Annotated in this window: 18 protein-coding genes; 13 read left to right on the top strand and 5 right to left on the bottom strand. The window is 53.3% G+C overall.

The window, feature by feature from the left end; translation table 11 throughout:
* Window positions 1–42 precede the first annotated feature (42 nt).
* The 3 genes from BOC67_RS11905 (at window position 43) to BOC67_RS11895 (ending at window position 1721) form a co-directional block, all read left to right on the top strand.
* The gene (locus BOC67_RS11905; protein ID WP_291910537.1) at window positions 43–663 is read left to right on the top strand and encodes an NAD(P)H-dependent oxidoreductase; all 621 of its coding nucleotides are present in this window, start codon (window positions 43–45) and stop codon (window positions 661–663) included.
* Window positions 664–680: 17 nt separating this feature from the next.
* Window positions 681–971, top strand: a complete 291-nt coding sequence (locus BOC67_RS11900) for a putative quinol monooxygenase (RefSeq protein WP_291910535.1) — start codon at window positions 681–683, stop codon at window positions 969–971.
* A gap of 168 nt (window positions 972–1139) precedes the next feature.
* Window positions 1140–1721, top strand: a complete 582-nt coding sequence (locus tag BOC67_RS11895) for a hypothetical protein (protein WP_291910533.1) — start codon at window positions 1140–1142, stop codon at window positions 1719–1721.
* Window positions 1722–1723: 2 nt separating this feature from the next.
* On the opposite strand, the gene BOC67_RS11890 is transcribed toward BOC67_RS11895, so the two are convergent.
* On the bottom strand, window positions 1724–2461 hold the full coding sequence (locus BOC67_RS11890; RefSeq protein ID WP_291910531.1) for a DUF72 domain-containing protein: 738 nt from the start codon (window positions 2459–2461) through the stop codon (window positions 1724–1726).
* 39 nt (window positions 2462–2500) lie between these two features.
* Window positions 2501–3202, bottom strand: coding sequence for a DUF6348 family protein (locus BOC67_RS11885; RefSeq protein ID WP_291910529.1), 702 nt, complete (start codon window positions 3200–3202; stop codon window positions 2501–2503).
* A 149-nt stretch (window positions 3203–3351) separates the two neighbouring features.
* Between BOC67_RS11885 and BOC67_RS11880 the strand changes: the two genes are divergently transcribed.
* Entirely contained in the window at window positions 3352–3804 is a 453-nt protein-coding gene (locus BOC67_RS11880; protein WP_291910527.1) for an SRPBCC domain-containing protein, read from the top strand.
* A 77-nt stretch (window positions 3805–3881) separates the two neighbouring features.
* Here the strand turns inward: BOC67_RS11880 and BOC67_RS11875 are convergent, their stop codons facing one another.
* On the bottom strand, window positions 3882–4640 hold the full coding sequence (locus BOC67_RS11875) for a ThuA domain-containing protein (protein ID WP_291910526.1): 759 nt from the start codon (window positions 4638–4640) through the stop codon (window positions 3882–3884).
* A 156-nt stretch (window positions 4641–4796) separates the two neighbouring features.
* On the opposite strand from BOC67_RS11875, the gene BOC67_RS11870 reads away from it, so the two are divergent.
* Complete coding sequence (locus BOC67_RS11870; protein ID WP_291910524.1) at window positions 4797–5240, top strand: hypothetical protein; 444 nt, start codon at window positions 4797–4799, stop codon at window positions 5238–5240.
* An 84-nt stretch (window positions 5241–5324) separates the two neighbouring features.
* Here the strand turns inward: BOC67_RS11870 and BOC67_RS11865 are convergent, their stop codons facing one another.
* The gene (locus BOC67_RS11865; RefSeq protein WP_291910522.1) at window positions 5325–6557 is read right to left on the bottom strand and encodes a gliding motility-associated C-terminal domain-containing protein; all 1233 of its coding nucleotides are present in this window, start codon (window positions 6555–6557) and stop codon (window positions 5325–5327) included.
* 148 nt (window positions 6558–6705) lie between these two features.
* Window positions 6706–7782, bottom strand: a complete 1077-nt coding sequence (locus BOC67_RS11860) for a hypothetical protein (RefSeq protein WP_291910520.1) — start codon at window positions 7780–7782, stop codon at window positions 6706–6708.
* A gap of 132 nt (window positions 7783–7914) precedes the next feature.
* Between BOC67_RS11860 and BOC67_RS11855 the strand changes: the two genes are divergently transcribed.
* The 8 genes from BOC67_RS11855 (at window position 7915) to BOC67_RS11820 (ending at window position 18196) form a co-directional block, all read left to right on the top strand.
* Window positions 7915–10320 (top strand): TonB-dependent receptor, encoded by a 2406-nt coding sequence (locus BOC67_RS11855; RefSeq protein ID WP_291910518.1) that lies wholly within the window; start codon window positions 7915–7917, stop codon window positions 10318–10320.
* 32 nt (window positions 10321–10352) lie between these two features.
* Entirely contained in the window at window positions 10353–11057 is a 705-nt protein-coding gene (locus tag BOC67_RS11850; RefSeq protein ID WP_291910515.1) for a hypothetical protein, read from the top strand.
* Window positions 11058–11066: 9 nt separating this feature from the next.
* Window positions 11067–12245, top strand: a complete 1179-nt coding sequence (locus tag BOC67_RS11845) for a PepSY domain-containing protein (RefSeq protein ID WP_291910513.1) — start codon at window positions 11067–11069, stop codon at window positions 12243–12245.
* Window positions 12246–12334: 89 nt separating this feature from the next.
* Complete coding sequence (locus BOC67_RS11840) at window positions 12335–12988, top strand: response regulator transcription factor (RefSeq protein ID WP_291910510.1); 654 nt, start codon at window positions 12335–12337, stop codon at window positions 12986–12988.
* Window positions 12989–13269: 281 nt separating this feature from the next.
* A complete protein-coding gene (locus tag BOC67_RS11835; protein WP_291910508.1) occupies window positions 13270–14583 on the top strand; it encodes a SidA/IucD/PvdA family monooxygenase in 1314 nt (437 codons plus the stop codon).
* Window position 14584: 1 nt separating this feature from the next.
* Window positions 14585–15751: an MFS transporter gene (locus tag BOC67_RS11830; protein ID WP_291910506.1), complete on the top strand. Its 1167-nt coding sequence runs from the start codon at window positions 14585–14587 to the stop codon at window positions 15749–15751.
* A 3-nt stretch (window positions 15752–15754) separates the two neighbouring features.
* On the top strand, window positions 15755–16342 hold the full coding sequence (locus BOC67_RS11825) for a GNAT family N-acetyltransferase (protein WP_291910504.1): 588 nt from the start codon (window positions 15755–15757) through the stop codon (window positions 16340–16342).
* A gap of 3 nt (window positions 16343–16345) precedes the next feature.
* Complete coding sequence (locus tag BOC67_RS11820; RefSeq protein WP_291910502.1) at window positions 16346–18196, top strand: IucA/IucC family siderophore biosynthesis protein; 1851 nt, start codon at window positions 16346–16348, stop codon at window positions 18194–18196.
* Window positions 18197–18202: the final 6 nt, after the last annotated feature.

Raw genomic sequence — 18202 nt, 5'->3', positions numbered from 1 at the left:
GGTACCTTTGTGTAGCAAAACACAAAAACACAAACCACGAATATGACTAAAGTATTGATAATCAATGGCGGACAATCTTTCGGGCATTCCGGAGGACAATTTAACCAGACCGTAACCGGCGTTAGTGAAGCGTTTTTTAGCAGCCAGCCGGGATATGAAGTGAAAACGACCCACGTGGCGGAAGCCTACGATCCGGAGGAAGAGGTCGCGAAATTTGTTTGGGCGGACATTATCATCTACCATACCCCCATCTGGTGGTTCCAGCTGCCTCACGGGTTTAAACAATACCTGGATGTGGTGTTCACCGCTGGGCATGCAAAAGGAATTTACAATTCTGACGGCCGCTCCTCTGCGAACCCTGCCATCAACTACGGAACAGGCGGTACCCTGCACGGAAGAAAATACATGGTTACCAGTAGCTGGAATGCGCCTGACACCGCATTCACCCTGCCGGGCGAATTCTTCCAGCAGAAAAGCGTGGACGAAGGCGTATTGTTCGGCTTCCACCGCATGAACGCCTTCACAGGTATGACGCCCCTGAAAAGCTTCCACTTCCACGACGTGGAGAAAAACGCGGACGTGGCGCGCGACATGGCGCGCTATCGCCAGCACCTGGAACAAGTATTCGCTGCCAGGAAAGTAACGGAAGCAGCTACTTTATAATCAAAAATCGAACGGACATGAATATTTACCTGACAGCTATTATCAAAAGCAAACCGGAATTTACCAGCGAGGTGAAGGCCGTCCTGCTCAATATGGTGCAAGAAAGCAGGAAGGAAGCTGCCTGCGTGCAGTACGACCTTCACCAGGACAATGACGATGCAAACACTTTCTTCTTCCATGAAATATGGACCAGTGCGGAAGGACTGAATCAGCATAACCAGCAGCCTTATATCAAGGCTTTCGGTACAGTGGCGGCAACAAAACTGGCTGAAACGCCGGTAATTCTGAAAGGTCAGAAGCTGGCTTAATCATATGAGGAACGAAGGGCGGGCACTATTCCGCCCTTCTTCGTATATGCGTGCCGTGAAGCAGTATTGCTGCCTGCGAAAAAGAATACACGCCTATTCAATTAGTCCACGCAATACCAAAAACAAAATTATTCCGTAATATTATCACCGTAAAACCTTATCGTGATAATGAAACGGAATTTGTTATTTACCCTGCTGATTGTTTTCGTTAGCCACTTTGCTGCTACTGCGCAAACTGCCGGAAGAGCCCCGGTATCCGATGTTACCGTGAGTTTACTCGAATGGGTGAAACTGCTGGACAAAAACCTCGACAAATTCTCCGGTGCAGAAAAGAATGCGGAACTTTACGATCGATTTGGTTACCTCAACCAGGACCTGACGGATTACATGAAATTCCGCAAACGTTTATCCGACAGCCTTTTCAGAAATAACATCACTCCCGGCAAAAAGAATGAAACTGCCCTGCAGCTCCTGAAGGAAAAAATGTCCGGCATCATGCAGCGCATGCGGGATGTAACAGATATGACCAATGCGGAACTCCGCAAGGAAGGGGATCGCCTCAACGATAAGCTCTACAATGCCCTCTATGGCGATAACCAGGTGTACCTCTCCAACCTGGAAGCTTTCCTGGCCGGCTATGAGGTAACGAAAAAAGACCTCGCACTGGATGGCAGCACGCTGACCAACCGTTTACAGGAAACGGTCAATATCATTACTACCATGCAGGCGCGATTAAAACGCAAAATGTAGCATCAACCGCCCTGCAGCATTTCCATCAATTCCTTTGCATTTTCGAGGGCGTAACCGCCCACGTCGTTGTTGAAGAAGACCCAGACCTGTAGCCGTTCCTGGCGCCAGCGCCGGATATCGTCCGCATAGATTTTCAGTTCCTCGGGGGAGTAGCGGGAGTTGTATTTCCCTTCTTTGCCATGGAAGCGGATGTACACGATGCGGCTCGTGATGGTTTTGGCAGAAGGCCAGCGGCCGCCGGAGTCGGCAATGACCCAGCCGGTTTTATACTGGTGGAGCATCTCCATCGCATCCTCGCTCAGCCAGCTATCATGGCGGGCTTCCAGCACAAAATCATATTGTTGGTAGGTAGACGTGAGCGTTTCCAGGAAGGGCTCCACGACCTCCGGTTTAAAGTCGAGATTAGGCGGGAGCTGTATCAACACCGGTCCCAGGTATTTCAGGTAAGGATCGAAAATTTCGAAGAAGCGGGGTAGCGTCTCCTTCGGATCATGCAGGCGTTTGATATGGGTAACGTACCTGCTCAGCTTGGGGCAGAAGCGGAATTTTTCCGGTGTTTCCATCATCCAGTGCTCTACAGTGCCGGGTTGTGGCAGATGGTAAAAGCTGGTGTTGATCTCCACGCAGGAAAAATCCGCCGCATAAAAATTCAGGTAGTTTTCCGGAGCGAGGTCCTCAGGGTAATAAATACCTTTCCAGTGTTTGTAGCTCCATCCGGATGTGCCAATATGAATTGCCATAGCTTTTTAGTGGGAGTACACAAAAGCCATTCCTGAAACCTACTCTCCGGCCGGTCCGCAGCGGCGGAAAACGAAGAACTGCTTGATCCCCCTGAATACTTCCGGTTTCTCCCAGCTGTCAGGCATACGGCTGATCTGGCTGTCGCCGGCTTCCCAGTACAAGTTGTTGAAGTTGCATTCGTGGATTTTATTTCCTTCGTTGTTGAGAACCGCATATACTTTCAGCCAGCAGAAAGGCTGTGACTGTTCGGCCAGCTTTTCCTTCAGGAGTTCATGCAACTGCAGCAGGATGATATCGTCCTCCGGTTGCTCTTCCCAGGTACCTTGCAGCCCGATGTCGCCCGGCTTTACATGCCAGGTATTATCCTGGTTATCGACGAGATCCAGCTCCTCATCATGGGTAGGGTTGAGGCTGTCCATAACAGGCGGGAGGATGAGCTGGAGGAAGTTTTGATTGCCGCTGTCGATCCGCTCCTCCAACGTGCTGCCGATGCCGGCGAGGAACTCTACTATTCCTTTCGGGAAGTAATCCCGGTGGCGTACCACGTAAATCATTTTCATCACATGCGGGTGCGCGTCCGGGGTGGGTTCATAGTCGGCCGCTATTTCCAGCACCTCGTCCACAAGCAGCATTTCTTCCTCCTGCAGCCAGGTAACGTGGTAATGCTGTTCCAGTAATTTTACTTTAAGTGCTTCCAGTATCTGAAGATAAACCGGTGATGATTGCTGCGCTGCTGTCATAAGCCTGGTTAGTTATTTGTGCAGGCAAGGTAAGGATAAATAGCAGATTTCAAATAACCATCACGGGTACACGCAGTTTACATGCTGCCGTTTTGAAATTTTTCATGTCCGGGAGATTGTTTAACTTACCTGGCTCAAAATCCTTAGTTATGAATGAACTGCAGGCAAAGGCCGGCATCCAGGTGTTAAAGCCCATCCGGGAGGTGTTTAACGCCATTGTCGATCCTGAACAAATGAAAAACTATTTTATTTCCGAAAGTACCGGTCCGCTGGTAGCCGGCACGGAGGTAACCTGGAAATTCCCTGAATTCGACGACCGCTTCCCCGTAAAAGTATTGGACATTAAAGCGCCTACTGACATTGTGTTCCAATGGGAGGGCGCCCCCGGCAACCAGCTGACAGTGGAAATGCGCCTGGAAGAAAGGGGAGCCAATACCGTCGTAAAAATTACGGAAGGCAGTATGCCTAACACAGAGGCCGGTTTAAACTGGATGCGCGGTAATTCCGAGGGATGGGCCAATTTCCTCGCCTGCCTGAAGGCCTGGCTGGAATATGGCGTACACCTGCGTAAAGGTGCGTTTGACCATATGAAACCTGCATGATAGGGGTGGTTGCAAACGAATATTCCGTTGTTCCGGGGTATCCCGCGTCAGACCCTGACCACCAGGCCGGAACCTGTTTAACGCGTTTCTCCAATCGCCCACTCCATTGCATTCGCCAGCAACTTCCTATAAACAGGATTGTCAAAATGGGTAGGAGAGTGTCCCATAAAAATATACACATTCCGGGCTTTCATTTGCCGGTTGGTCCACACCACCGGATGATCGCCCATTTGCTTATCTGATGCCGGCGTATAGGTACGCTCGTTTACCGTGGCAAGTACATGCACCTTCGGCCGGGGGCTTTTATTGTAGGTGTACCATTCCTCGTTGCTGACACGGAAAGTAGCCGGTATGCCCTTCATAACCGGGTGTTGGGCATCTTCCACTTCCACCGTGCCGGTGGCAAAGTTGGCGATGTAGTCCTTGAAACGGATATCTCCCATGAAAGCCGAGAACCAGTTCCACATCGGGTAGCCGTCAAACTCGCCCAGCAGGGTCGCATGGTGCAGGCCTACCCATCCGCCTTTCCCTTCCTGTATATAGCTTTCAAAAGCTTTTACCGCGGCATCCGGCCAGGCATAAGGCGGGTAGTCCAGTTGTAAGACCAGCTGGTAATGTTGCAGGCTGCTGTCGTTGATGCCGGCGGCTGTGGTGCGGTAGTCCAGCTGCCAGTGGCGCTGCCGGGCCAGGCTGTCCAGCCAGGGCATGGCGCGTTTGGAAAAGGCCAAATGATGGCCACCGTTTTCATAGAGTACCAGGACTTTCTTCGCCGGGGATTGTGCAAACAGCAGGCTGCCCAGCAGGCATGCCAGTATAGTAATAGAAAAGGCTTTCATGCAGTATCAGTTGATCGTTTCCGAAAAATAATAAAATAAAAATATCCCGCACAAGAAAAGAAACCCAAAAATAACCGGCAATAACTACCCGTATTAACCGTTGTAACATTATTTTGGTATAATATTTTCAACGGAGTGCAAAATTGTTTTTGACAAATGAAATGGGTGCTGAAAAAAAGTAACGGTACCGATAACCCGCATGCAGTGGAACTGAAGATGAAGCCAGAGTTTGACCCGCTTGTTGCCGCTATCTACACCATCGACTACGAGCTGTTTCCTGAGTTTATCACGGTAATCAGTCAATCGGAAAACTGGGGCTTTTCCGATGCCAATTTCCGTTTTTATGAAGCTATGGACCCTGAGCAACGCGCCGCTGTGCGCAGCTTTGAAGGAAGAGAAATGCGCCCCTCAGAAATTTTTATCAGCAAAGAACAATCCGGGGCTATCCTGGTAGAGCAGGCCTTGTTCAACCAGCTCGTGCAGGAGTATGCGCAGGCCATGATGCGCTACCTGCCGCAGCGTTGTACGATAGAACCCGGTTGGAACGCGGAGATGCAGAAAGCCCTCTCTATCCTGCACGCACGGATGCGGGGGCGTTAATGCTACAAATAGAAAACCGCATGGACGACCACGCGGTTTTCATCGGTATTTGCTGTAGGTGTTGTGCGCGTGTAGGGGTAGGCGTTAGTCGCCCAGGATCGTGATATATCCTCTTGCCACATCTGTCGTCTTCGTAACGGTATTGAATACGCTGAAGGTATAAAAATACGTTCCTTCGGCCAGGCGTTGCCCGTTCAGCTTACCATCCCAGGTATTGCTGTAGTTCCGCTGTTTGAAGATCACCCTGCCGGCGCGGTCGGTGATGATCACCTCGTTTTCCGGGTAGTCCTCCAGGCTTTGAATGATCCAGCGGTCATTACGGCCGTCGTTATTCGGCGTCAGCACGTTGTTCGCGCGGATGATGAAATCCGCTACCACACGGATATCGATATGCGCGGTATCCTGGCAGCCGCTGTTGTTGGTGGCTACTACTTCGTAGCGGGTAGTTTTTACCGGCTTCACCGTCACCGTGGCGGCGCCGGTTTCGCCTTCCAGCCCCGGCGCAGGCGTCCAGCTGTAATGATCCGCGCCGCTGGCGGTCAGCGTCAGCAGTTCCCCCTTAGGTACTACCGTGCCTTTATCGGAAACGATGCCCACATTCGGAATACCGTTCACCGTAATATTAAAACTACGGGTACGGGTATCCTGCCCGCCGTTCCTTACCCCGCCGTTATCCTTGATCATGACGGTCACCATACAGGCGCCTGCGTTAATGCCTGTTTTCACCCGGAAGGTCAGCTGCCCGTCATTGGTCACCTGCAGGGTTTCGAGCATGGGCAGGTCCGCAATGGCCACGAGGCTGTATGTTTGGTCCGGTTCCACGGCGGACATCCCCGTGAGTTGAATCGTATCCGCCCCCCGGCCCGCGCAGACAGCCCTGTCGGCAATCGGGTCCAGCGTGGGAGGAATATTGATGTAGGTATCCTGTATGGCAATGGTAATTTCCGCAAGGTTGCTCGTTTCCACACCATCGCTGGCAGATACAAAAAGACTGATCAGCTTTCCCCGGTTGGATTGCAGCAGGGTGGTATTGTTCACATAAATCCGGCCGCTGGCATCCAGGCGGAAGGCGCCTTTCGTTTCATCGTCTGCCAGTTGCCATTGGAGGTTGCTGCCCGAGGCGGTCAGCTGGCCAACGAAACTGCCGGCGGCAGCATCGTCGCGGACGGTGAAGGATTCCATATTCACCACGGGGGGAGTCGCCGCCCTGGCAGCGAAATGGCTGGCGCTACCTGCCGTCAGTTTCGGGGAAGCCGCTAACAGGCCGGCCGTTAACAGCAGCAGGGAACTTACTTTTAGAAAGTAGATTTTCTTCATAGGCTTTCGGTACAGGGTTACTTCATCACTGAAGTAATAATTCATATTTGTAAAGATAAATACCTTTTTCTGTTATAGAAATAAAATTTATAATATATGAAGAAATTTCATTTAATTTGAAGGAAATATCCCCTGCAAAGGGGTGGTTTCATTTGGATTCCCATCCCCGCAAACACTCCTTCACCTCCAGCGCGCGGGGATGGTTTACCTGGTGGCCTAGCCGCGCATGGAAATGCGACGTGCTGGAAAGCGCTGCTTCCATCCGGCGGTCGCAAACCCTGCCTTCACCCCCATACCCATCCAAATACTCCATCAACCCCTGCAAATTCTGATTCAACGACCTGATCGTCGACTGCAACTCATTCAGCATCGCCGCCCGCGTATGCAAATTATCCGCCGTATATACGCCCCCGTTACCAAAATAACGTTCCGCATCCGCCGCGCTCACCTTCCGGTCCAGGTCATATTGCTTCCACCGCCCCGTAATACTCTCCATCAGCGAAATAGTGCCGCTATTGGAAAAATGCCGGTCGCTCAGCATATACCACAGCCCCGGGGAGTAAATATCGCTGCTGTCCGCCCGCGCCCAAACGTCCTTCAGCACGTTCCGCTGCAGGGATAACCTGATCCTTCTCCCCGCCGGGTTCACCGTCATCAACGCCAGTCCTGAACTGATCACCCCTCCCGTAATCGCCGTCGCATTCTGCATGGTATGATCCTTAATGGCAATCGTGGCCACCGTTGTTATCGCCGCCACAATAATAGACCCCACCGTCAGCTTCGTATTCCGGCTGCTGTTCAAATTATCCAGGTAACGCCCCAGTTGATCGGCACGCTCGCCTTCACAATCCATCTCCGCAGCCAGGCCGGATATCTCCGTAACGGCAAGGAGTAAACGCTGTTGTATCGCAGCGCGTAAGGTCGCTCGCTGCACCTGCGCAGCCATACCGGTATCCCGCCCCAGCGCTTTCAACTGGAGCAACTGCGACAAAGTGCCGGTTGCATTGGCGCTGATCGCCACCGCTTTCGGCAAATCCGGATGCGCCTGCAGCAACGAATCCGTATTCCAATACGGCCGCATCGCCACGGTTTTCCGGAACAGGGGAGCAGGCGCGCAATAATCCTGGTGAAACTGGGCATTGCCATCCAATACCCGGGCAGCGCCACAGCCCAGCAGGCAGGGTAGCGCCATCAATAAGTACGCGTAACGCAGATAATTTTTCATCAATGATATCTACAAAGGCAGCGCTGTTATTGTTTGCCAAATGCAATTTTCCTGATCGCGTAAATCAAATTCCCGCTTGCGTAACCCCGCCCTCCAACACCCCCATACCTTTGCAAGCAAAAAAACAAGCCGATGAAACAATTTTTACTGCGCTCCGCTACCAAAAAAGCATGGATACTCATCGTGCTTTTAGCTGCGGTTTGGAGCCAGGCATTAGCAGATGATATTTTATCAGCCATCAGGGGCCGCGTCCTCACCTCGGACGGACTGCCCGCTCCATACGTTACCGTTAGATTACAACATACCAATTACGGCGCGCTCACAGATGCCAATGGCGACTTCGTGATCAAAAAAGTAAAGCCTGGAAAATATACCCTCATCATCTCCCTCGTGGGTTATGATAACGTGACGCAAACCGTGGAAGTAGCGCACGATCAAATCTCCCAGGTTAATATCACCCTCGGCGCCTCCGGCCAGCAGATGAAAGAAATTACCATCGTGGGCGAGTCCAATAAATACACCGTGCTCTCACCCTCCAACTCCCTCCGTTTAAATCAACCCCTGGTTGAAGTGCCGCAAAGCATTACGGAAATATCCAAAGAAGTCATGGCGGACCAGCAGATTTACAACATGCAGGAAGGCGTTACCCGTAACGTATCCGGCGTGTCCCGCCTCGCACACTGGGACATGTACGCCAATATCCAGATGCGCGGCAGCCGCGCCACCTCCATGCGCAACGGCATGAACGTGTACATCAGCTCCTGGAGCCCGCTCACGGAAGACTTCAGCATGGTGGACCGCATCGAGTTCGTGAAAGGGCCCGCCGGTTTTATGCTCTCCAACGGCGAGCCCGGCGGACTATACAACGTCGTGACCAAAAAGCCTACCGGCAACACGCAGGGGGAAGTGACCATGGCCCTCGGCAGCTACGATAACTACCGCGCCACGCTCGACCTGGACGGTAAGCTCTCCAAAGACGGAAAGCTCCTCTATCGCTTCAATCTCGCCGGCGAAATGAAAAACGGCTGGCGCGATTTCGATTACACCAACCGCTACAGCATTTCCCCGGTACTGAAATACTTAATCGACGATAAGAACAGCATCACCCTGGAATATAACCTCCAATACATGCAACTGCCCGTTATCGGCGGTAACTATTCCTTCTCCAAACGCGGCTACGGGGAGCTGCCTGTCAACTTCACCACCATTGAAGGTAATATGGACCCTACCACCATCAGGGATAACAGCCTGATGGCCTTCTATGAACACAAGTTCAGCCAGGACTGGAAGCTCACCGCCCAATTCGGTTACTTCCACTTCTCCCAGACCGGGCAAAGCATGTGGCCTAAAGGATTCTATGATCCGAATAACGATAGCCTCCTGCAACGCAGCATCAACATCTGGGACGCCCTCGGCCTCAACAAAACCGGCCAGGTGTTTATCAACGGTACCGTTAGAACCGGCGCGGTGGTGCACAATATCCTCGGCGGGGTGGACATGAAGGCCAGCAACTACTGGGCGGATTGGAGCCAGGGGGCCGACTTCGGCGATGGTTCCTTCAACATCTACAAACCAGTCTACGGCGGCGTGAAAATGCCTAAGTGGGACCGCACTGCGGATATCCGTACCCGTGGGGTGGAATATAACTACGGCTACAGCGCCCTGTACCTGCAGGACCAGATCGGGTTCTTCAACGATGCGCTGCGCTTCACCATCGCCGGCCGGTACACCGCCAACAACGTGGTAAGCCCGTACGACGGGAAGAACAAGGACAGCAAGTTCACGCCGCGCTTCGGTATCAGCTATAGTATAGACAGGAATACCGCTGTTTACGGCGTGTACGACGTGTCGTTCATGCAAAACCCCGGACTGGATTATCAAAAGAAAACCTTTGAACCGCTCACCGGCACCAATGTGGAAGCAGGCATTAAGCGCGACTGGTTCAACGGCCGCTTTACCTCCACCTTAGCCCTCTACCAGATCATCAAAAACAACGTGCTGACACAGGATAACGAACACCGCGACCCTGTTACCCAGGGCTACATCTACCAGCGTACCAACGGCCAGCAAAAGATCAGGGGCCTGGAAGTGGACATCCAGGGCGAAGTAGTGAAAGGCCTCAACCTGGTTGTGAACTACGCTTATACGGATGGTATCGTGTCTAAGGATGTAGACGAAAAACTCGTTGGCAACTACGTACCCGGCATCAGCAAACATATTCAAAACACCTGGCTCACCTACACCCTCGGAAGCGGCGCCCTCAAAGGCCTCCGCGCCAACGTCGGCTACCAGTACCAGATAGGCCGCGTGGCCGGCATGGTGTACGATAAAACGGAAAACTTCATTCCTGACTACTTCAGGATGGACGCCGGCCTTGGTTACAATATCAACAAATTCAGCATCAACGTACTGGTAAATAACCTGCTGGATAAATACCTCTGGACCGGCGGTCCTTCGGGGGATAACTTCGGCAAGATCTATTACTGGCAAACGGAACCCGGCCGCAACGTGCGCATGAGTCTGGGCTACCGCTTCTGATTATTTAATCGTAACAAACCCTCATTTATAAAATGAAAAAAGTACTGTTTTCTGTATTACTCTGCTGTAGCATGATCACGGCCTTTGGCCACGCCCTCTGGATCGAAACTGCCGTAACCGGCAAAAAAGGCCAAACCCAGGAAGTGAAAGTCTTCCTTGGTGAATACGGCGAAAATCAAAGAGATTCCATCCAGCACTGGTTCAGCAACATGAAGGACTTCAGCCTCTATCTGATAGACCCTTCCGGCAATAAAACCAAACTGGAATGCCAGCCCGCCGGCAACTATTTCAAAGCCACTTTCACCCCGCAGCAGGATGGCGCATATGTCCTCTACATCGATCACACGGTGCAGGAAGTCTACGGCGGCAGCAAAATCCGCTACTATGCCCAGGGCATCGTGGAGGTCAACCATGCGAACGGGCTCGCCAACCTGCAGCAAAATGAATTTGTGCTGCAAACTTCCGGCGTGGCCGCTAAAAAAGTACACACACCGGAACAGGTTGCCCTTGTTCATAAAACAAAGACAACGCTGCCTAAAGCAGAACTGACCGTGTTATCGCCTGCCGGCTGGAGCAAGAAGCTGGACGCCTCCAAAGCCATCACCTACGTACCGGTGGAAAGTGGCCGCTACCTGCTGGAAGGCACCTTCATTGAAGAAGAGAAAGGACAGCACGAAGGAAAGCCTTTTGAGCGGATCTGGCATTGCGTTACCTACTGCAAGGACGTAACCAAATAAAACTAAAATATGCCCTTCAAAAAGACTATCCTAAAGATACACAGCTGGCTCGGACTCGCGTCCGGGCTGGTTGTTTTTATACTGGGCATCACCGGATGCATATACGCCTTCATCGATGAGCTGAAACCAGTATTTTACCAGGACCGCATGTTCGTGGAAGTGCCGGCCGGCGCACAGCGTTTACCCATGCACGTTATACGGCAAAAAGCGCAGGAAGCCATAGGAGAGGAGTATCCGTTGCAACTCGCGGAAATCCCGCTGGGAGCCAACAGGAGCGTCTCTTTCCGCACCCTCAAAGTACGCCCGGATGGCCTGAGCTATGCCACCTGGATGGAATATTTTTACCGCGTTTATGTAAACCCCTACAACGGTAAAATCCTCAAAATAGAAAACAGCAAATGGGAATTTTTCAACACCATTGTTAACCTGCACATCAGTTTGCTGCTGGGCCCCAACATCGGCGCCAGGATTGTAAACTGGTCCGTCATCCTATTCGTGGTGCTGCTCATTTCCGGCATCATACTCTGGTGGCCTTCCAACAAGGCCGCCGCCAAACAGCGCCTGCGCTTTAAATGGAAAACTACCACCAAATGGAAACGTAAGAACTACGACCTCCATAACATCCTCGGATTTTACGCGATGCTCATCCTGCTCATTATCGCCATCACCGGGCTGGTCATCAGCTATCCCTGGGTGAGCAACAGCATCCAATGGATCGCCAACGGCGGTAAAACCATTGCAGCGCCGGCTCCCGTGTTTTCTGACACCACTAACGTAAATGCCTTTTCCCTGGACAGGATCCTGCAGGATGCCACCCGGCAGGCGCCCGCAGGCACTACGTTTTTCATCAGTATCCCAAAGGATGCGAAATCGCCGGTGCATGTATTTGCCCGCAGTGATAACAAGCCCCTTTACAAAGCCACACGGATGCAGTACGATCAGCATGCCGCTGCCATGCTTACCAAAACTACCTTTGCCGGTATGAATAACGGCGAGCGGATCAACGCCATGAACTACGATATCCACGTGGGCGCCGTGCTGGGCCTGCCGGGGAAGATACTGGCTTTCCTGGCTTCCCTCATCGCCGCATCCTTGCCGGTAACGGGTTTTTATATCTGGTGGGGCAGGAGAAATAAAAAGCAAACGTCGTCTAAAGTCAATTCTATTCAACAGCAAAAGAGAGCGTAAACCTTATTTTTAAACCCTGAAAATTTTTAATCATTAACCATATTCATCTTCCTTGATGCAAGCAGGTCATAAAACGTGTTATCAACGCCATGAACAGTACCGCTATGACCCGTATCCTCCTGGCGGACGCTCAACCTGTTTTCAGAGAAGGGATCAAAAGTTTGTTGGCTGATCATACCTACCAGTTCCGGGAAGCCGGTAACAGCGCGGAGCTGCGGCCTGCGCTGCTGGCCTTTCACCCGGATATTTTAATCCTGGACTATGATCCCGCATTCTTTGACGCTGATGAAATTTTCAGCACCTTGTCTGTCATCCCGGAATGTAAGGTGATCATTATCTCCGGACAGAAGAAAAAAGTGGACGTATTGAAATTACTGGATTGCAATATCTACTGCTACCTCACAAAAGAATGCAGGAAAAAAGATATTCATGAAGCCATCCATTGTGCCATCCAGGGAGAAAAATTTTTCTGCAGCTTCGCAGTGGACGTGCTGCTGGCCGACAGGAAAAAGACGCCCTTCATTCCGCAAATCCCGCCGGAAGGCTTATCCGCAAGGGAAACTGAGATCGTCCGTCAGATTGTACGGGGTAAATCGAACAAAGAAATCGCCGGCGCTATGCACCTAAGCCAGCATACCATCCATACGCACCGCAGAAATATCATGCGGAAATTACAGCTTCATTCCGCAGTGGAACTCTGCAACTACGCGCTGGAAGCCGGCATCGTAAGACTGGAAAATTAATCGCAAGCCAACGCGTTTGCAGCTACAGGGGCAACCGGTTCACCAACGGTTGCCCCTGTGTTTTTTTTATGGGGGGAAAGATTTATTGCCGCAGGGAATACCGCATCGTCATCCGGACAGCCTCCCATGGCCCATGCCATGGCAGCGCCTCCACTGATATACCACGCCGCTGGTATAAACGCTACCACTACCATACCCGCTTTTTACCACGCCGGAGCGATTTACTACGGTAACGGCAACACGTACTTTTAATGCCTGCTATCATTATAAATGAAAATTCTATGGACCAAAAGATCTATGATTTTGCCGGCATCGGCGTGGGCCCGTTTAACCTGGGGCTTGCCTGCCTCGCGCACCCCCTCAGGGACCTGCATGGCGTCTTCCTCGATAAGCGGCCGGAGTTTAACTGGCACCCCGGCATGCTCCTGCAGGACACTACGCTGCAAGTGCCCTTTCTCGCGGATCACGTTACTCTCGCGGACCCCACCAGCCCTTTCAGCTTCCTGAACTACCTGAAGGAGCAGGGCCGCATCTATTCCTTCTACATCCGGGAGAATTTTAAAATGCTCCGGAATGAATACAACCACTATTGCCGCTGGGCGATAGATAAACTGCCGGAAGTACATTTCAATACCGCCGTCAAACATATCCGCTACGATGAGGCGCAACAGTTATACCTGCTGGCATGCAGCAACAACCGGCAGGTAAAAGCCCGCCGCATTGTGCTGGGCACCGGCACCATGCCTTACATCCCGGCTAACTGTAAAGCCTATACGGACAAAGCCATCCACAGCGCCCACTACCTGCAACACAAGCACCGCCTGCAATCCGGCCGCAGCATCACTATTGTAGGCAGCGGCCAGAGCGCCGCCGAAATTTATTTCGACCTCCTGCAGGAGATAGATACCTATGGTTACGCCCTGCACTGGATCACCCGCTCGCCCAGGTTCTACCCGCTGGAATACAGTAAGCTCACCCTGGAAATGACTTCTCCGGAGTATGTGGACTATTTTTACGGCCTCCCGCAGCACAGGCGGGATCACCTGCTGCATCACCAAAAACACCTCTACAAAGGCATTAACAACGACCTCATTGCCGCTATCTTCGATACCATCTACGCCAAAAAACTGGTAGCGGATATCCGGATCAGCCTGCGCACAAACGCTGACCTGCAGGCCGTCGCCTGGGATGCCGCCACGGAAACTTTCCGCCTCACCTTCTACCAGGAAGAGCAGGAAAAATACTACGCCCACGAAACGGCCGGCCTGGTGCTGGCTACCGGCTATACGCACCGCATCCCGGAATGCATGGCGCCCATAGCGGACCGTTTCCGGACGGACGAAAAAGGCCGCTTTATCGTCAACCGGAATTACACCATCGATAAAAATGCCCGGGAAATTTTCGTGCAAAACGCGGAGCTGCATACCCACGGCTTCGTTACGCCGGACCTCGGGATGGGCTGCTACCGCAATGCCTGGATCATCCGGGAAATGCTGGGCAGGGAAGTGTACCCCATCGAACGGCGGATCGCCTTCCAGCAGTTTGCCGTTGATGCAGGGGAGGAGATCGTTTTACCCAAAGCCCACACCCACTGACATGCCGGTAAGAATATTCCTCATAGTAATGACGCTGGTAGCGGTGGTGAGCGATTACATGCTGCATCCGTTCTACCCGATATTTTTTGCCGCCCGCTTCGGCGTGACGGACCCGCGTATCACCGGCATTTATTTCAGCGCCGTATGCGCCACCGTGATGATCGCGTTTCCCATATGGGCCATGGTTTCCCGCCGCATGGCGGAGCTGCATATTCTCGTTTATACGCAACTGTTAGCCGGCATCCTCGCTGCGGCCTGCGCCTTCATCACTTCCTATCCGCTCTTCTGGCTGGTATCCTTAGCGGTGATCATTTTCAAAGGCTCCTACCTGCTGGTATATCCGTATATCCTCCGCATCACCCCCACGGAAAAGCATGTAGGCGTGATCAGCATCCTCTCCGTCATCATTCACCTGGGAAGCGTGCTGGGCGCAATTTTCGGCGGTATGGTGATTGACTGGTTACAGCCGCAGTACATCTACCTCGGCATGGCCGCCGGCGATTTTTTCCAGGCCGGGCTAAGCGGGTACCTGCTGCACAAAGGCAAGGCCACAGCGCCGCACACAGCTTCGGCCCCGCATAGCTGGTACGACCTCCTGCCCGGCGGTACCGTGCTGAAACTAAGCATCATCACGCTGCTGTTCTACTATGCTGATTTCCTCATCCGCCCGTTTTTTGTGCGCTATTGGGAATCGGTAGCCGCATCGGAGAGCCGCATACTCTCCGGCGCCATATACGCCATCCCCGCTGCGGTTGCCGTAGCGGCCCTCTACGCCAACAAAACGCGCAAGCCCTGTCAGTCGCCCTGGCACGGCATTGTACCGGCCCTGCTGCTGGCCTTGTGCGGCTTGCTCCTGCAGGCTTACCCGGCTGCCTGGAGCATCATCGCAGGGCGCTGCCTGTATGGCTGGGCATTTTTTCAATGCGCCGTGCGTTTCGATGCGCTGCTGTTTCACATCAGCGATCCGGCCTCTTACGCTGTAGAGTACAGCAAAATTCACTTTTTCCAAAACCTGGGTGTGCTGGCCGCCTCCTTTTCTGCCGGCGTGCTGGCGGAGTATCTGCCGCTCAATATGCCTTTTGCAGTGGCCTTCGCCGGCTACGCAGGCGTAGCGCTGCTGTATTATATGCTGGCCCGCCCACGCATACAAACGCTAAGACCCTACTGATCTATGCAGGTAATATCTCCTTTACACCGGATGCCCGTCTACCAGGAAACCAGCCACCCGCTTGGCGCCATCGAGCTGTGGCCCCTGGACCTGCGGGCGGACGTACCGGTAATTTACGACTGGGTTACCCGGCCTTACGCGGCCTACTGGGGCATGACGGATAAGTCGCTCGCAGCAGTTATGCTGGAATACAGTAACCTCCTCGCCAGCGACCATGCCATGGCCTTCATGGGAACGGTCGCCGGCACGCGCGCCTTCCTCTGCGAGGTGTACGACCCGGCCTTTGACCCTATTGGCCGGCATTACCCCGTTTCCCGGGGGGACGTTGGCATGCACCTGCTCATCGCTCCGGCCGAAGCTCCCATCCATGGCTTTACCTGGGCCGTCTTCCGCGCAGTCATGACGTTCCTCTTTCAAAACCCCGCGCATAAACGGGTAATCGTAGAGCCGGACGTCCGCAACGAAAAGATCCACCGCCTCAACAGGCGGGCGGGCTTCGTCTATCAAAAAGAAGTGCAGCTGCCGCATAAAACCGCGGCGCTGGCCTTCTGCACAAAACGACAATTTCAAACAGCCAAACAAAAAAATTAAATCATGCATACAAGTACTATGAAAGCGCCCGAACAATTGGTCAAGCACCTGCAACCCGCCATCTGGGCAAAGGCCAACCGGCTCCATCTGGCAAAGATCATCAGCGAATTTTCCCATGAACTGTTGCTGCAACCGGAGCAAACCGGGACGGATAAAGGATGGAACCGCTACCGCCTCACCGCGCCGGATGCCGCCGGCGCCGTGTATCATTTCAATGCGCGCCTCATGCGCCTGCAACACTGGCACATTGATGCGGACAGCATTACCAAACACGTCAACGATGCGCCGCAGCCGCTGGACAGCATCCTCTTCATCCAGGAATTCAAAAGCCAGCTGCTCATCAGCGAAGCGCAGCTGCCCGGCTACCTGGAAGAAATCACCAGCACCCTTTATAGCAGCGCCTTCACCATGAGCAGGCCGCAGCTGCCCGCGGAGCAGCTGGCCTTGGCGGATTATCAAACCCTGGAACATGCCATGACCAGCGGCCATCCCTGCTTTGTGGCCAACAACGGCCGCATCGGATTCGATGCCAGCGATTATGAGCAATACGCTCCCGAAGCGGACCAGCCCGTCCGCCTGGTATGGCTGGCCGGGCACCGGAGCCGCACGGCATACAGCGCCGTTAAGGAACTGCCCTATGATGTACTGATCCGGGAGGAGCTGGGGCAAACAGTCCTGGATGCATTCCATGCAACGCTGCGCAGCAAAGGGTTGCAGCCGGATGATTATTACTTTATTCCCGTACATCCGTGGCAGTGGTATAACAAACTGGCCATCCTCTGTGCGCCGGATCTGGCCAATCAGCGGCTCGTATGCCTGGGCTATGGCCCGGATGAATTCAATGCGCAGCAATCTATCCGCACATTCTACAATCGCTCGCACCCGGAAAAGCGTTATACCAAAACCGCCTTGTCCGTACTCAATATGGGCTTCATCCGCGGGCTCACGCCGTATTATATGGACAGCACGCCGCCTATCACGGAGTGGATCCGCGAAGCAATAGGGAAGGACCCCTACCTGGTGCAGCACGGCTTCACGCTCCTCTGTGAAGTAGCCACAGTAGGCTACCGCAACTTTTACTATGAGCCTTTCGGCAAACAATCGGCCTACAATAAAATGCTGGCGGGCCTCTGGCGGGAAAGTCCGGCCGGGGTGCTGCAGCCCGGCCAGCAACTGATGACGATGGCGGCCCTGCTGCATAAGGATTACAACGGCAACGCGTTGCTGCCCGCCATCATCAAAGCCGCCGGCGCGGGTACCGCCGCCTGGCTGCGCCAATACCTGCGCGCTTACCTGAAGCCGCTGCTGCACTGCTTTTACGAGCATGACCTGGTATTTATGCCCCATGGGGAAAATCTCATACTCGTCCTGGAAAATCATCTGCCGGTGAAAGCCATCATGAAGGACATCACGGAGGAGATCGGCGTCTTCCGCCTCCGTACGGATATTGCGGAGAAAGGCCGGCGTATATGCGTGGACGTGCCCGAAGAGTTGCGCATCCTCAGCATCCTCACGGATGTTTTTGATTGCTTCTTCCGCTTCCTGGCGCCTATCCTCGATACGCAATGCGACTTCCCCGAGGATGCTTTCTGGGAGCTGGTGGCGGAGTGTGTGTACGATTACCAGGCGGATCAGCCGCAACACCAGGAGAAGTATGACCGGTATGATATGTTTGCGCCGGAGTTCACCTTGTCTTGCCTGAACCGGCTGCAACTCCGCAACCACCGCCAGATGGTGGACCTTGCCGATCCCGCCGGCAGCCTGCAACTGGCAGGTACGCTCCCTAATCCCATTGCGCCGTTCAAACACGCGGCCAAAGCTACTGCTGCACTGTCAGGTGCGGCAGATGTATGATAGCAG

It is taken from the genome of Chitinophaga sp. CB10 (assembly GCA_001870995.2).
Taxonomy (GTDB): Bacteria; Bacteroidota; Bacteroidia; order Chitinophagales; family Chitinophagaceae; genus Chitinophaga.
The sequence above is the reverse complement of the archived record's forward strand: the minus strand, read 5'-3'. Positions and strand labels throughout refer to the sequence as shown.